Source organism: Bacillus sp. A260 (assembly GCF_009861435.1).
Lineage (GTDB): Bacteria > Bacillota > Bacilli > Bacillales > Bacillaceae_G > Bacillus_A > Bacillus_A cereus.
Map to the genome: position 1 here is coordinate 2670943 of NZ_CP046398.1, position 12988 is coordinate 2683930.

Consider the following 12988-nt stretch of genomic DNA (forward strand, 5'->3'; position numbering starts at 1 on the left):
CTTATCATTTCAATATAGAAAGGAGGAATTAATATTGAATTATCTCTTACTTCGTTACAATAAACCTATTTTTATTAGATTGTGTGGTGAATTATTAACCCGAACGACTGAATCTATGTTAGCTCTCATTATGATTATTTACGTCAATAAAATGTTAAACGGCAATGTAATAATAACTATGCTAATTTTCGGATTACAGCCACTTTCAGACATTTTATTTACACTTATTGCTGGAGGAATTACTGATAAATATGGCCGAAAAAAGATTATGTTACTCGGATTATTACTACAAGGTGTTGCAATCGGTAGTTTCGTTTTCGCTCAATCCGTTTTTATATTTGCACTGTTATATGTCATTAATGGTATTGGCCGTTCCTTATATATTCCAGCTCAACGTGCACAAATTGCTGATTTAACAAAACAAGAGCAGCAAGCAGAAATTTTTGCTCTCCTACAAACGATGGGAGCAATCGGATCCGTAGTCGGCCCTTTAATCGGTGCAAGTTTTTATAATACTCACCCAGAATATTTATTTATCGTGCAAAGTGTAACTCTTACGATATATGCCGTTGTTGTTTGGACCCAGCTCCCAGAAACTATTCCACCTATAAGTAAGTCGAAACAAACAGTTGAGGCAAGTTCACCAAAGCAATTTGCTTTTAAACATTACGCCATATTCGGTCTTATGGTTTCTACACTTCCTATTAGCTTTTTTTATGCACAAACTGAGACGAATTATCGTATTTTTGCAGAACATGTATTTCCTAATCTCGTATTCATACTCGCATTTATTTCAACATGCAAAGCCATTTTGGAAATCATTCTACAAATCTTCCTCGTAAAATGGTCTGAACGATTTTCTATGGCGAAAATCATCCTTATTTCTTACGCCTGCTATACAATAGCTGCAGTTGGCTTTAGTTATTCAACGACGATATTGTCGTTATTCTTCACCTTACTCTTTTTAGTCATTGGAGAAAGTATTGCTCTAAACCATTTATTACGATTCGTTTCAGAAATTGCACCTCATAATAAACGTGGTTTATATTTTTCAATTTACGGTATACACTGGGATATATCTCGAACGTGTGGACCAATTATTGGTGCAGTTATATTAAGTAAGTTAAATGGAAGTATACTGTTTTATATTTGTGCTAGCTTCTTATTAGTTGGAGGTATTGTTCAAGCGCTATTTGTTCAAAGTTTAGAACGTAAAAAAATCGTGAACCATCCTACACATAATTTATAGGTTACTACTTTTTCAGTAGATCAATATTTCTTATTGGATGAATATTAAAAAACAAAAGTGAAGTATTTCGCATATGAAAGTATGTTTTATATGACAGGAGACGTTCCTTGTTTACAACTAAAAACACCTCACTTCAAGAAAGTGAGGTGTTTTTGAAATCACTTAATTTCTTATCCTGCCATTTTATTAATACTATCCTCTGGCGAAAATACGGAAATATGATTGACCTTACCAGTCGATTTTGGAATGACAAATTTCAATTCATACTGGTTATTTACTTTGTATACATATATTTTATCTTCACCATTCTCTTTAACTGAAGATGGTTTTCCTAATGCTTTTTCAATTTCTTGTAATGTAATCAATTTTAGTTCTGCATGATATGAGCGTACATCAAAAACTTGTGACCCTTTATTAAATCCGAAAACAACATTTTTATTTGTAAAAGTTGCGTACATTCCATTCCCTGCATATTCGGTTTTATTTGCTTTCCCCCACGCTTTTTCAATTTCTTCAATATCCCCTGTATGGGCTCCAAATGGCACATTAGGTACCTTTCCTTCTTTTGCTAGTTCAAACAAATCTTTAACGTGGTTAATTGATTTTTGATTAAGTGTTCTATCTTTCGAATCTTGCTCAGCTGATGGTTTTGTTGTTTTTTCATTACTTGGTTTTGCTTCAAGATTTTTCTTTTCTTCTGAAGAATTGCTTTGTTCATTTTTATGATTTTCCGAGGCTGGATTTGCTTCCTTTTTTTCGTCTGTCCCTTTACATGCTGCTAATGCAAATGTGCATGTAAAAGCAAGAAATAACATAACTATTTTCAAATATACCTTCATCATTTTTACCCCCTATTGTATTTTATTCATTTCGATAATCAACCGGATGCGAAGTATAGTATGAATTAAGGACTTCTAATTCTAAATCATCACTTTCCCATAATTTTAAAAAACTTGGAATTATATTGTTAATCATCGTATTCATCTCCTTCTTTAAACCTTCTCTTCTCAATGATAATATCCTCTATCTATACTGTCACAACAGCTCCTTGAAACAAAAAAACCAGTAGGAAGTGATTACTCTTTTCCTACTGGTTGAAATGAAATTAAACGGTAAATCTTAGCTTCTTAAAAAATGTAGCGATAGTGTTTTTTACTGTTTCAAAATTATAAGCAAACGTGTTATCTCCACTTAATGATGAAATACATGTTAAACCTGCAGCTTTAATAAAAGCTTTTACATCTACAAGCATACAATTAGCCTCCAAGAATTTAATTACAATCATTATAACAGGTGTTTTACGACGCTAACATGAAAGTAATAAATAAATTTCTATTATTAATTTATCTCGCTATTTGCCGGGCAGTAAGATCCCCACCTCAAAATTCAGCGGAAACAAAGAAGTTAGGTGGGGGCCCTGCTACCCGTAAAAGCTAAATTGGTGAGGGCTGATAATCAGTGGGAATGAACAAAACCCCCACTGATTAAAATTTCACCTTATTTAGCTTACAGTACACCATTTCAATGTCATATAAAAAAGCTGCCCAAAAAGAGCAGCTTCAAATATGTATATTACACTTCGATTGATTTACCATCTTCAACAATATGATAAAGTAAATGCGCTAAATGATGAATTGGACCGTATTCTTCCTCTTCCTCATCTGTTTCGCCTTGGAATTCAAGATCGTTTAAGTATAGTGCTAAAAATTGATAGTATAGTTTTAAATCAAATCCGTAGCATGCAGTTGGTTCTTCATGATCCCCTTCATATTGTAACATTAAGTATTGATCATTTCCTTCTGCATCTTCTGCATCAAAGAATACGAAGAAGCCAACGTTTGTATCTAAATCAAATAAATGACGAGTACCTTTTTCAGTTGCTTTATTGAAGTCCTCTTCACTTAATTTATGTACTGTTGTCGCTTTTGCATTATCTTCTTGATGGAAATTTACTGTAAATGATTTCAATGCTGACACCTCCTGATTGTATAATACTAGCATAACATATAAAAAGGACTGCTTACAAATGTAAACAGTCCTTACATTCATTTTCGCATTGCTCGTAATAAGAAGCTTACGATGAAAATTAAAATAATCGCACCGATTAAAGCTGGAATAATTGCATATCCGCCAATGACTGGACCAAAACTACCAAGTAATTTCGAACCAACCCAAGAACCGATAATACCAGCAATAATATTACCAATTACACCACCAGGTACGTCCTTTCCAGTAATTAAGCTCGCAAGCCATCCTAATATACCACCGACGATTAAAGACCAAATCATATAATAACCTCCTTTACATTTCACCAATCAAAATATAATTAGAAACAATTGCTTACCATTAGTTATGTGACATTTTTCATAAGTTATTCATGTTGTTCAACTTTAAGATTTTTGAGAATAATACACACAGATTAAACCTTTTTTTGAACTAACGATTTATCCGACTTGTTATTACACACATTAAGAACAATCTGGCTTCAATATTGTTCGCATAAACTCTTCTTTAAAAGCTGCATAGTTAAAACCAACAGCAATTCTTTGAATCGGCCGATCATCAAACCTTGTTGGCTCAGCTACTTTTCTAAAGTCTGCTACACTTTGGCCCCTAGTCACATCATTTGTCGTACTAATCCACACTGCCGATTTTTTATATTCGAAAATACTGTCATTTATAAACGAGATAAACGGTAGTAAATCGTGTATAGGACTTCCACCAATACCCGGATATTCTTTTTTATAGAAATTCTCATAATAAAAATCAATCATTGGTTTAATGAGTTTCGCCTGTCCAGTTCCTTGTTTATCTATTATATTGGCCATTTCAGGCGTAATAAGCGCGCCCTGTGTTACATTTAACGGGTATATGCTAGCGTTTTTCGCATATTTCATAACAATATTTGCTGCAATTGGATCACCATAAAAATTCGCTTCAGATACTGGTGTAACATTACCTGGAAATAGGAAAGCGCCGCCCATTATATAATACGAACAAATACGATCCATTATATTTGGATACAATAAAAATAACGTAGCAAGTGTCGTTAGTCTCCCTGTCGCCACAATTATAATATCTTCTGGACAAGGTTCGATTAATTTGATTAATTCACAAAAATTTTCTCGTTTACAAATTCTCATCTCAGGTGGAATAATAGGACCTAAACCGTGATCCCCGTGGATTTCAGGGAAAAACAAAGGCTCTTCAGCTGTCATCGGTCTACTCGCACCTTCAATAATTTTCACTTGTGTAGCATAGTACCTTTCTAAAAAATAAACATTTTCCGTAACGATATCTCGTGATACATTCCCGTACTCAGCAACAATACCTAGAATATCTAATTTACATGTTTTATTTGCATAAATTAACGCTACGGCGTCATCAATACCAAAATCTCCAAAAAAGATAATTTTCTTATTAACTATTCTCACCCCTCTTAAGCATAATCTACTATTATTATTATGTGAAAAAGACAAGGCGGTGAAACAGCGCAAACTAAAAAAGTCGCCTATTTATTGGCGACTTCAATCTTTTTATAAGACAAATATGCAAGTACATTTTTACTTGAATCATATTTCGGGTTATTTCCTTTTCTCGGCTCTCTCATATGTGTCTTTTCAAATCCAGGAATGTCTGGCATTTTCCCCATAAATTCAAGCATTTCTTCCTCAGAACCTTCAATGCGTACACGAATCATTATAACTATTCCTCAATTCTCAGTTTCTCTGTACTAAGTATATCGTACTTCAGAAAGACTGCAACACATTTATCTTTTTAACGTTGTACTTTTTTTACATATAAACATAGCCATTTCAGTATAGAACGATTCTACTTTATTATTTTTAAATTGAATATTAAAATATCCCTTCATTTCGTTTGGTGCTTTCATCATACATTCTGTTAATTTTTCACGCTTTTGTAAAGGGACATCCATCATATTACACCACCAGTCAAAATCAAACTTCTTATCAAAAGTAAGACATGACTGCATTTGCAAACCGTTTTTTTCTAATAAAGTAAGCCATTCTGTCTTTTTTAGAGCTCGTTCATGACTTGGGTCTCGCTTTTTTTCTATAAAATTATAAAATGTATCATATTCATTATTTTCTGGCGAAACATTATCTGTTAAGATGAATAATCCATTATCCTTCAATGTACGATTTACTTCATAAATAAATTGAGCCGGATTCGTAAAATGATGGGCTGCAATCCGGCATGTGATTGTATCAAAAAAATGGTCTGCAAATGGTAAATCCTCTGCGTTTCCTGCTACAAAAGATACATTTTCATGCCCATTCTGCTTTATAAAAACTTTTGCTTTTTCTAACATCTGTTCTGTTAAATCAAGTGCAACTACTTCTTCAAACATGGGTGCTAACATATTTGCCACATGTCCGCCACCAGTAGCAACATCAAGAAGACGATTATTATGACGAGACTCAACTTGTTGAACTACATATTGTAAATCCAGTCCTTTAGCATGTATTTTACTATTTACATATTTATCTGCATTACTGCCAAACTGTTTTTTCACAAGCTCTTCTTTACTCATATTATCATCTTCTTTCTATTGTTATTTACATATACGACTCATATAATTATTACAATTCTCTTCATGTATTTTCAAATCCTCTTTTCATCTCACTTCTCATCACGTTCTCTTATAATCAAAATAATATGATTATACGTTATTTCATTAAACAAAAAAAGGCTACGGGAACTTGCCCCCTAACCTGACTAAATATTTACTACATTTTTATTTCTTCATATATATCTATATAATATAAATCCTCTTTCAACTTCATAATAACATCTACTTCGTTATAAGTAGCCTCACGAGCATGTAAACCAAATTGATCCATACCAATCCATATCCACCCAGGTGTAAGATATAAAACATCTATATTAAAATAATCTAACTTAGTAAGCTCCGATGTAATAAATTTATCTTTATTAGCGATTTGTTTATCTATTAAACCATATTCTTTTCCATTTTCAAATAGCGATATAAATTTCCCTACAATCGGATGTTCACGAACAATAAAATGATATTCTTTTTCCTCTATATTTACCACAATCAAACGAGAAACAGATAAATCAGGCCCTGAATTCGACATATTTGTTTATTCACCTCCTTATATAGGCTCCTTAAATATGATAACAAATGAATATTCAAATTAAGTTAATATAATGTAAAAAATAAAAAAGCTGAATCCCCTTTAGAAATCAGCCTTTATAATTCGATCAACTTTATTCTTTTACAAATTATTATAATGTTTCTTTTTCCTCATCATTTCCGGAAACTAAATTTCCTATAGCATCCGCTGTTACTTCTACTATAAATTCACAAATACCTGCTACAACTTCTCCAATTACTTCATCCATCTTTTTACCCCCTTATTTTATGTAACTTATTTGTAGTATAGAAGAAATTAGCGAATGTAAACTATCGAAAAAGGTGACATAAACCTTACAGAATTGTAAGCTCTTTCATCCCTCTGCTTATCCCCTTTGAAACTCCAAGTATTTTTAGCAGACATATAGGCCATCATAAATATGAAGCAAGTAATAATCTAGTGTCAGGAGGCGTTTAATATGTATTACGTAAAATTAATTAAAGGTCAATCTTTCTACGCTTTTGATCATCGTTTCTTGGTGTCTGAAGAAGAAGAGGTTTCAGAGAAAATTTATAATTACTTACGACGTAATGAATTTTTTGAAGTACGTAAAGAAGAATACTCTGCTTAATTACAAAAAGCATTAAGAAGAATATCATCTTATTGTGATATATTCTTAATGCTTTTATGTGAATTTCTTCTTTTCAATAATTGTTGTTGACTCTATTAAATAATCTATTATTTGTCCAAGCTAATTCTTCACTATTTTCATATTCTAGTATATGAGGAGGTGAAGAATATGACTCATATCATTGATTACCAAGCTACTCAACCTATTAGTAAAACTGGTGAAACAACTTTTGCAATCCCAGCTTCTCCAAATAAAGCAATTTTAGCAAATTTGAAATTGAGAATTTCAAGTAGAGATTCACGTAATAATCGAGTAGAATTAATCGCTACAATTGGTGTAGAAGGTATAACTGAGACTTCACAAGTTTTATTCCGAATTTTCCGTGATAACATTGAAATTTTTAATGCGCAAGTAGGTATTGAATCTACAGATTCTGAACAATTCTACGTACAAACATTTCAAGCTATAGATCAAAACGTTAGCAGTGGAACACACGAATATTCATTAACTGTAGAAAACCTTACTAGTGGTGCAAGCGCAGAAGTTGTTGGCCCACTATCTTTTAGCGCTTTAGCTATTGGACAAGAGCGTAAATGTTGCTAAGTGAATCTAATATTTAATTTTGTACTTGAGAAAAGCGAGGCGTAGTTATACGTTCTTGCTTTTTTATATGTATCCTTACTTTCTATTAGCTTTAATCATAATTTTTTTACGTTTTGATTCACTTATTTCATCAATTAACACATCAAATTTTTGACCAATCAAAAAGATTGAAATCCAATTATGAAACACGTAATATAGACTCTGACTCTAAAAAAGTTCGTATGAAAAGAATACATAAATAAGGAGGTTTTATATACGAGTTTTTCATTTTAAAAGACGGAGAGGTTTTAATGTTATGTGGCGTAATAAAAACGTTTGGATTGTTTTAATTGGGGAGTTTATTGCAGGTCTAGGATTATGGCTTGGTATTCTTGGCAACCTTGAATTTATGCAAAAATATGTCCCTTCTGATTTCATGAAATCAGTTATATTATTTATCGGACTATTAGCCGGTGTTCTAGTTGGACCTATGGCTGGCCGTGTCATCGATCAGTATGAAAAGAAAAAAGTTCTTCTTTACGCTGGGTTTGGTCGAGTTTTAAGTGTTATTTTCATGTTTTTTGCTATTCAATTTGAAAGTATCGCATTTATGATCGCATTTATGGTTGCTCTTCAAATTTCAGCAGCATTTTATTTCCCTGCATTACAATCTGTAATTCCACTCATCGTACGTGAGCATGAATTATTACAAATGAACGGTGTACATATGAATGTTGGTACAATTGCTCGTATTGCAGGCACTTCACTAGGTGGAATTCTTTTAGTTGTGATGAGTTTACAGTACATGTATGCCTTCTCAATGGCAGCATATGCCTTATTATTCCTCTCGACTTTCTTCCTACAATTCGAAGACAAGAAATCAACAACACCAAGTAAACAAGCTGCAAAAGATAATAGCTTTATGGAAGTATTTCGTATTTTAAAAGGAATTCCTATTGCTTTTACAGCACTTATATTAAGTATCATCCCTCTATTATTTATAGCTGGGTTTAATTTAATGGTTATTAACATTAGCGAAATGCAACATGATCCTACGATTAAAGGGTTCATATACACAATTGAAGGTGTTGCATTTATGTTAGGTGCCTTCGTAATTAAACGTCTATCTGATCATTTCAAACCTGAAAAATTACTATATTTCTTCGCAGTTTGTACTGCTTTTGCACATCTGTCATTGTTCTTTAGCGATATAAAATGGATGGCTCTTACATCATTTGGTTTGTTTGGGTTTAGTGTTGGCTGCTTCTTCCCTATTATGTCGACGATTTTCCAAACGAAAGTGGAAAAAAGTTATCACGGTCGCCTCTTCTCATTCCGTAATATGTTTGAGAGGGTTATGTTCCAAATCGTCTTACTTGGCACAGGCTTCTTCTTAGATACAATTGGGTTACAATATATGGTTCTCATCTTTGGAGTCGTTTCATTATTGATTATTTCTATTTCCCTTTCTAAGCAGAAACATTATGAAAAACAGCATTCGCAATCTGCAAATTTATAAAATAAACAAAGAAGTATGGGTCTAATATTGAATCCATACTTCTTTGTTTTATAATACGCCTATTTATTACGTTTATTGAAATTACCTAAAGGAGTATCCCCCTTTTATTTCGAATAGATTATAAAAAGTACTCTTTATAAAAGGAGTGGTAAAATGTCTGATGGCATCGAAGTATTTATTGTCCTGCTCTTTGCAATTGCTCTGTTTAGCATCCTAAACTTTTTAGCCATTTCCTTATCTGGACATAGTTTTAAAAAAAGAATCGTGGCAGGTTTCATATTTTTACTACTGACTCCCATTATTTTTTTGACTATCGCAACATTTGCTTCTATATTCGATAAAGCAGGATTTGGCGCAGGTACGTTAGCCTTTATGATCGCAAGCGTATATATATTAAATGGAATAGTGATTCTGCTTTCCTCTTTATTTATCCTCAAAAAAGACATAACATAGGCTATAGTACTAGCATGAATCTGACTTTACACTAGATTCATGCTTATTTAATTTCTCTTAAATTTTTATATGAAATTAAATAATTCTTTAAAAAAATTTAAACTTTATTTATTATAATATCCCTATCGTATTCGCACGTTTATTCAAATTTAAAAGAAAGGAGCACAAAATGAAAAAGGTTCTACTTACAATTCCTATACTAATCATCCTACTTAGTGGATGCAGCAATAACGATATATACGGTTCTTGGGAAGTCGTTGACAATAAAAAAGGTGAATGCCCTGTATATTATAAATTTGAAACAGTTGTCAAAAAAGAAAATAAAGAGGAAATTGTGCAAAATTTAGTAGAAATGCAGACAACAAAGAATAAAGACGATTTATATAAAGGCTCATTTGTCAAAAATTCTAATGTATATCACATTGATTATGGTAATTCATTTACATCGGACCAAACTTTAAAAGTTGCCGACGGTACATTAAATGTATACTTTTTGACAGCCGAAAAATTATGCACATATAAAAAGAAATGATTACATTTCAGAGGAGACGCAGAAAATATTTTCTGCGTTATTTCACTTTAGAAATCGGCCACAAAAATAGCCCTTGTTTTCGTATTCTTTTTCATTCAAAACATGAGAAATATACTTAATAAAAACTAGAAAATACCTTAAGTTATATAAAATGAATCCTATAATAGACATTTCAATTAACACATCTACGCTATTTACATCGATACTTTTCAAAATAGGCTAATCCTTCCTCTAAATTTGTCAATCGTTTTAATTTTCATAAAAAAATGATAAAATATAAACATGTGTTTTCAGAATAATTAAAAATGCAGAATGAAAGCACTGTTTTAGGAGGGGTTTTGATGACTTACACGTTAGCAACTAGAATGAAAGCATTCCAATCTTCTATATTTAGTGAATTAGGAGCCTATAAAAAAGAAAAAATTGCAGCAGGTCATAACATGATTGATTTGAGCATCGGAAATCCTGATATGCCGCCCGCTGATTTTGTAAGAGAAACAATGGTACATACAGCGAGTGAGAAAGAGAGCTACGGGTATACATTATCAGGTATTCAAGAATTTCACGAAGCTGTAACTGAATATTACAACAATACTCATAACGTTTTATTAAATGCGGATAAAGAAGTTTTATTATTAATGGGTTCACAAGACGGGCTCGTTCATTTACCTATGGTTTATGCAAATCCAGGTGATATTATATTAGTTCCTGATCCAGGATATACAGCTTATGAAACAGGTATTCAAATGGCTGGTGCAATATCTTACTACATGCCTTTAAAGAAAGAGAATGATTTCTTACCAGACTTAGAAGTCATCCCTGAAGAAATTGCCGATCAAGCGAAGATGATGATTTTAAACTTCCCAGGGAATCCCGTTCCAGCAATGGCTCATGAAGATTTCTTTAAAGAAGTAATCGCATTCGCGAAAAAGCATAATATTATCGTTGTCCATGATTTTGCTTATGCCGAATTTTATTTTGATGGTAATAAGCCAATTAGCTTCCTCTCTGTACCTGGTGCTAAAGAAGTTGGCGTAGAAATCAATTCTTTGTCAAAAAGTTATAGTTTAGCAGGTAGCCGTATTGGATATATGATTGGAAACGAAGAAATTGTTCGTGCACTTACTCAATTTAAATCTAATACCGATTACGGTGTATTTTTACCAATTCAAAAAGCGGCATGTGCTGCACTAAGAAACGGTGCTACGTTTTGTGAGAAAAACCGTGAAATTTATCAAGAACGTAGAGATACACTAATCGATGGATTCCGAACATTTGGCTGGAATGTCGATAAGCCAGCTGGTAGTATGTTTGTCTGGGCAGAAATTCCACAAGGATGGACTTCTCTAGACTTCGCTTATGCATTAATGGATCGTGCGAATGTCGTTGTTACACCTGGTCATGCATTTGGACCTCACGGAGAAGGCTTCGTACGTATTGCACTCGTTCAAGATAAAGAAGTGTTGCAACAAGTTGTTGAAAACATTAGAAATAGCGGCATTTTCGTCCTTGAAAAAGTAAATGAATTAGTTAAAAATTAATTCCGACTCCCCTGCTTAACTTTAGCAGGGGTATTATTAATTGGAGGTACTTTCATATGCATATTAAAGACACACTTCCCCATCGTTATCCATTTTTAATGATTGATAAAGTAACAAATGTAAAACAAGATGAATTCGTTACAGGATATAAACTCATTACAAATAACGAATGGTTTATAAATGATAGTCACAAACATATGCCTCATATGTTAATTGTAGAAGCACTTGCTCAGCTTAGTGCATTTGTACATACAAGTAATTCTGAAGGACTAGGATTCCTCTCCTCTTTAGATGGAATTGAATTCCACGGAAAAGCATATCCCGGTGATAAACTTGATTTACATTATGAGCTAACGCGCAATCGCCGAGGTTTTATTCTTGGTAAAGGTATTGCAACTGTAAACGACCAGCCTATTGTAACTATAGAAAAACTATTAATATATCAAGCAGATTAAAGTGTTCCTTATATCAGTTAGAAATATCTATTCTCAACCAATTAAGTAAATAGGAAAACATATTACGTAGTTAGGAGCAGGAAAATGGAACGTACTATCGGTATCGATGCTGGAGGAACATTAACGAAAATAGCTTATTTTAACAAAAAAAAGCTATTAACTTTTGAAAAATTTTATTCGCATGAACAACATAAAATAATAGATTGGATTAAAAACAACAATGGCATAAAACAAATATGTATTACGGGTGGTAAATCGAAACTATTACAGCAACTGCTTACAGGTTCATATAAAATAATAGAGCTAAGCGAATTTGAAGCTACTCTTGCAGGTGTCCAATTCATATTAAAAGAAGAACAACATACTATAAACAATTTTATTTTAACCAATATCGGTACAGGTACTTCTATCCATTATGTTTATAATGAACAATATATTCGCGTTGGTGGAACCGGAGTTGGCGGTGGGACTATTATGGGACTCTCAAAATTGTTAACAAATATAGATCATTTTGAAGATATAATCCCTCTAACAAAAGTAGGATCTAGAAAAGAACTAGATATTACGGTTGGAGATATTTATGGTGGTATTCTTTCCCCTATCGATAATAACTTAACTGCTAGTAACTTCGGAAAAGCAGCCATTACAGAATCAAATAATAGTAGCTCCGATATACTAGCTACTGTACAAGGACTTGTCGGTGAAGTCGTTACTGCATTAAGCCTTCAATTCGCTGAAACAAAAAACATTGAACATATTATTTATATTGGTTCGACTTTATGTAATAACGTACAACTTCAACATATTATTAGTAGCTACACCGAATATCAAAATAAAACACCAATCTTTTTACAAGATGGTGGTAATAGCGGTGCAATTGGTGCATTACTTCATGCTACGAAATAA

The 12988-nt window shown here is 32.7% G+C and carries 17 protein-coding genes; 9 read left to right on the plus strand and 8 right to left on the minus strand.

What is annotated here, in order from left to right:
• The first annotated feature begins 34 nt into the window (after positions 1 to 34).
• A complete protein-coding gene (locus tag GD442_RS13515) occupies positions 35 to 1249 on the plus strand; it encodes an MDR family MFS transporter (protein ID WP_001108461.1) in 1215 nt (404 codons plus the stop codon).
• 170 nt (positions 1250 to 1419) lie between these two features.
• Here GD442_RS13515 and GD442_RS13520 read toward each other — a convergent pair whose 3' ends face one another.
• The 8 genes from GD442_RS13520 to GD442_RS13555 form a co-directional block, all read right to left on the minus strand.
• Positions 1420 to 2091: a YjgB family protein gene (locus GD442_RS13520; protein ID WP_002164521.1), complete on the minus strand. Its 672-nt coding sequence runs from the start codon at positions 2089 to 2091 to the stop codon at positions 1420 to 1422.
• Positions 2092 to 2354: 263 nt separating this feature from the next.
• On the minus strand, positions 2355 to 2501 hold the full coding sequence (locus GD442_RS13525; RefSeq protein ID WP_000959548.1) for a hypothetical protein: 147 nt from the start codon (positions 2499 to 2501) through the stop codon (positions 2355 to 2357).
• A gap of 320 nt (positions 2502 to 2821) precedes the next feature.
• Positions 2822 to 3217 (minus strand): hypothetical protein, encoded by a 396-nt coding sequence (locus tag GD442_RS13530; RefSeq protein ID WP_000834883.1) that lies wholly within the window; start codon positions 3215 to 3217, stop codon positions 2822 to 2824.
• Between the two features lie 77 nt (positions 3218 to 3294).
• A complete protein-coding gene (locus GD442_RS13535; RefSeq protein ID WP_000638306.1) occupies positions 3295 to 3537 on the minus strand; it encodes a GlsB/YeaQ/YmgE family stress response membrane protein in 243 nt (80 codons plus the stop codon).
• Positions 3538 to 3717: 180 nt separating this feature from the next.
• Complete coding sequence (locus tag GD442_RS13540; RefSeq protein WP_001223684.1) at positions 3718 to 4683, minus strand: nucleoside hydrolase; 966 nt, start codon at positions 4681 to 4683, stop codon at positions 3718 to 3720.
• Positions 4684 to 4760: 77 nt separating this feature from the next.
• Positions 4761 to 4949, minus strand: a complete 189-nt coding sequence (locus tag GD442_RS13545) for a DUF3970 family protein (protein ID WP_000621873.1) — start codon at positions 4947 to 4949, stop codon at positions 4761 to 4763.
• A gap of 69 nt (positions 4950 to 5018) precedes the next feature.
• Positions 5019 to 5804, minus strand: a complete 786-nt coding sequence (locus GD442_RS13550; RefSeq protein ID WP_000031301.1) for a class I SAM-dependent methyltransferase — start codon at positions 5802 to 5804, stop codon at positions 5019 to 5021.
• A 196-nt stretch (positions 5805 to 6000) separates the two neighbouring features.
• Positions 6001 to 6369, minus strand: a complete 369-nt coding sequence (locus GD442_RS13555; RefSeq protein WP_000071478.1) for a hypothetical protein — start codon at positions 6367 to 6369, stop codon at positions 6001 to 6003.
• Positions 6370 to 6847: 478 nt separating this feature from the next.
• Between GD442_RS13555 and GD442_RS13560 the strand changes: the two genes are divergently transcribed.
• The 8 genes from GD442_RS13560 to coaW all read left to right on the plus strand — a co-directional run bounded on the left by GD442_RS13560 (position 6848) and on the right by coaW (position 12988).
• Complete coding sequence (locus tag GD442_RS13560; protein WP_000291905.1) at positions 6848 to 7000, plus strand: YqbF domain-containing protein; 153 nt, start codon at positions 6848 to 6850, stop codon at positions 6998 to 7000.
• 168 nt (positions 7001 to 7168) lie between these two features.
• The gene (exsC, locus tag GD442_RS13565; protein WP_000148797.1) at positions 7169 to 7603 is read left to right on the plus strand and encodes an exosporium protein ExsC; all 435 of its coding nucleotides are present in this window, start codon (positions 7169 to 7171) and stop codon (positions 7601 to 7603) included.
• A 295-nt stretch (positions 7604 to 7898) separates the two neighbouring features.
• Positions 7899 to 9101, plus strand: a complete 1203-nt coding sequence (locus tag GD442_RS13570) for an MFS transporter (protein WP_000269261.1) — start codon at positions 7899 to 7901, stop codon at positions 9099 to 9101.
• A 153-nt stretch (positions 9102 to 9254) separates the two neighbouring features.
• Positions 9255 to 9554 carry a hypothetical protein gene (locus tag GD442_RS13575; protein ID WP_001279462.1) on the plus strand — a complete coding sequence of 100 codons (300 nt, stop codon included), beginning with the start codon at positions 9255 to 9257 and terminating at the stop codon, positions 9552 to 9554.
• 169 nt (positions 9555 to 9723) lie between these two features.
• Positions 9724 to 10086, plus strand: coding sequence for a hypothetical protein (locus GD442_RS13580; RefSeq protein WP_000757017.1), 363 nt, complete (start codon positions 9724 to 9726; stop codon positions 10084 to 10086).
• A 341-nt stretch (positions 10087 to 10427) separates the two neighbouring features.
• Positions 10428 to 11627: an LL-diaminopimelate aminotransferase gene (locus GD442_RS13585; protein WP_000222693.1), complete on the plus strand. Its 1200-nt coding sequence runs from the start codon at positions 10428 to 10430 to the stop codon at positions 11625 to 11627.
• A gap of 56 nt (positions 11628 to 11683) precedes the next feature.
• Positions 11684 to 12082 carry a 3-hydroxyacyl-ACP dehydratase FabZ family protein gene (locus GD442_RS13590; protein WP_000547650.1) on the plus strand — a complete coding sequence of 133 codons (399 nt, stop codon included), beginning with the start codon at positions 11684 to 11686 and terminating at the stop codon, positions 12080 to 12082.
• An 84-nt stretch (positions 12083 to 12166) separates the two neighbouring features.
• The gene (gene coaW / locus GD442_RS13595) at positions 12167 to 12988 is read left to right on the plus strand and encodes a type II pantothenate kinase (RefSeq protein ID WP_000442505.1); all 822 of its coding nucleotides are present in this window, start codon (positions 12167 to 12169) and stop codon (positions 12986 to 12988) included.

Excerpts from the sequence above, each read along its gene's own strand:
- GD442_RS13550 (WP_000031301.1), bottom strand. The coding sequence starts at position 5,804 with ATGAGTAAAGAAGAGCTTGTGAAAAAACAGTTTGGCAGTAATGCAGAT.
- GD442_RS13580 (WP_000757017.1), top strand. The coding sequence starts at position 9,724 with ATGAAAAAGGTTCTACTTACAATTCCTATACTAATCATCCTACTTAGT.
- GD442_RS13575 (WP_001279462.1), top strand. The coding sequence starts at position 9,255 with ATGTCTGATGGCATCGAAGTATTTATTGTCCTGCTCTTTGCAATTGCT.
- GD442_RS13555 (WP_000071478.1), bottom strand. The coding sequence starts at position 6,369 with ATGTCGAATTCAGGGCCTGATTTATCTGTTTCTCGTTTGATTGTGGTA.
- coaW (WP_000442505.1), top strand. The coding sequence starts at position 12,167 with ATGGAACGTACTATCGGTATCGATGCTGGAGGAACATTAACGAAAATA.
- GD442_RS13535 (WP_000638306.1), bottom strand. The coding sequence starts at position 3,537 with ATGATTTGGTCTTTAATCGTCGGTGGTATATTAGGATGGCTTGCGAGC.
- GD442_RS13525 (WP_000959548.1), bottom strand. The coding sequence starts at position 2,501 with ATGCTTGTAGATGTAAAAGCTTTTATTAAAGCTGCAGGTTTAACATGT.
- GD442_RS13570 (WP_000269261.1), top strand. The coding sequence starts at position 7,899 with ATGTGGCGTAATAAAAACGTTTGGATTGTTTTAATTGGGGAGTTTATT.
- GD442_RS13560 (WP_000291905.1), top strand. The coding sequence starts at position 6,848 with ATGTATTACGTAAAATTAATTAAAGGTCAATCTTTCTACGCTTTTGAT.
- GD442_RS13520 (WP_002164521.1), bottom strand. The coding sequence starts at position 2,091 with ATGATGAAGGTATATTTGAAAATAGTTATGTTATTTCTTGCTTTTACA.
- GD442_RS13590 (WP_000547650.1), top strand. The coding sequence starts at position 11,684 with ATGCATATTAAAGACACACTTCCCCATCGTTATCCATTTTTAATGATT.
- exsC (WP_000148797.1), top strand. The coding sequence starts at position 7,169 with ATGACTCATATCATTGATTACCAAGCTACTCAACCTATTAGTAAAACT.
- GD442_RS13545 (WP_000621873.1), bottom strand. The coding sequence starts at position 4,949 with ATGATTCGTGTACGCATTGAAGGTTCTGAGGAAGAAATGCTTGAATTT.
- GD442_RS13585 (WP_000222693.1), top strand. The coding sequence starts at position 10,428 with ATGACTTACACGTTAGCAACTAGAATGAAAGCATTCCAATCTTCTATA.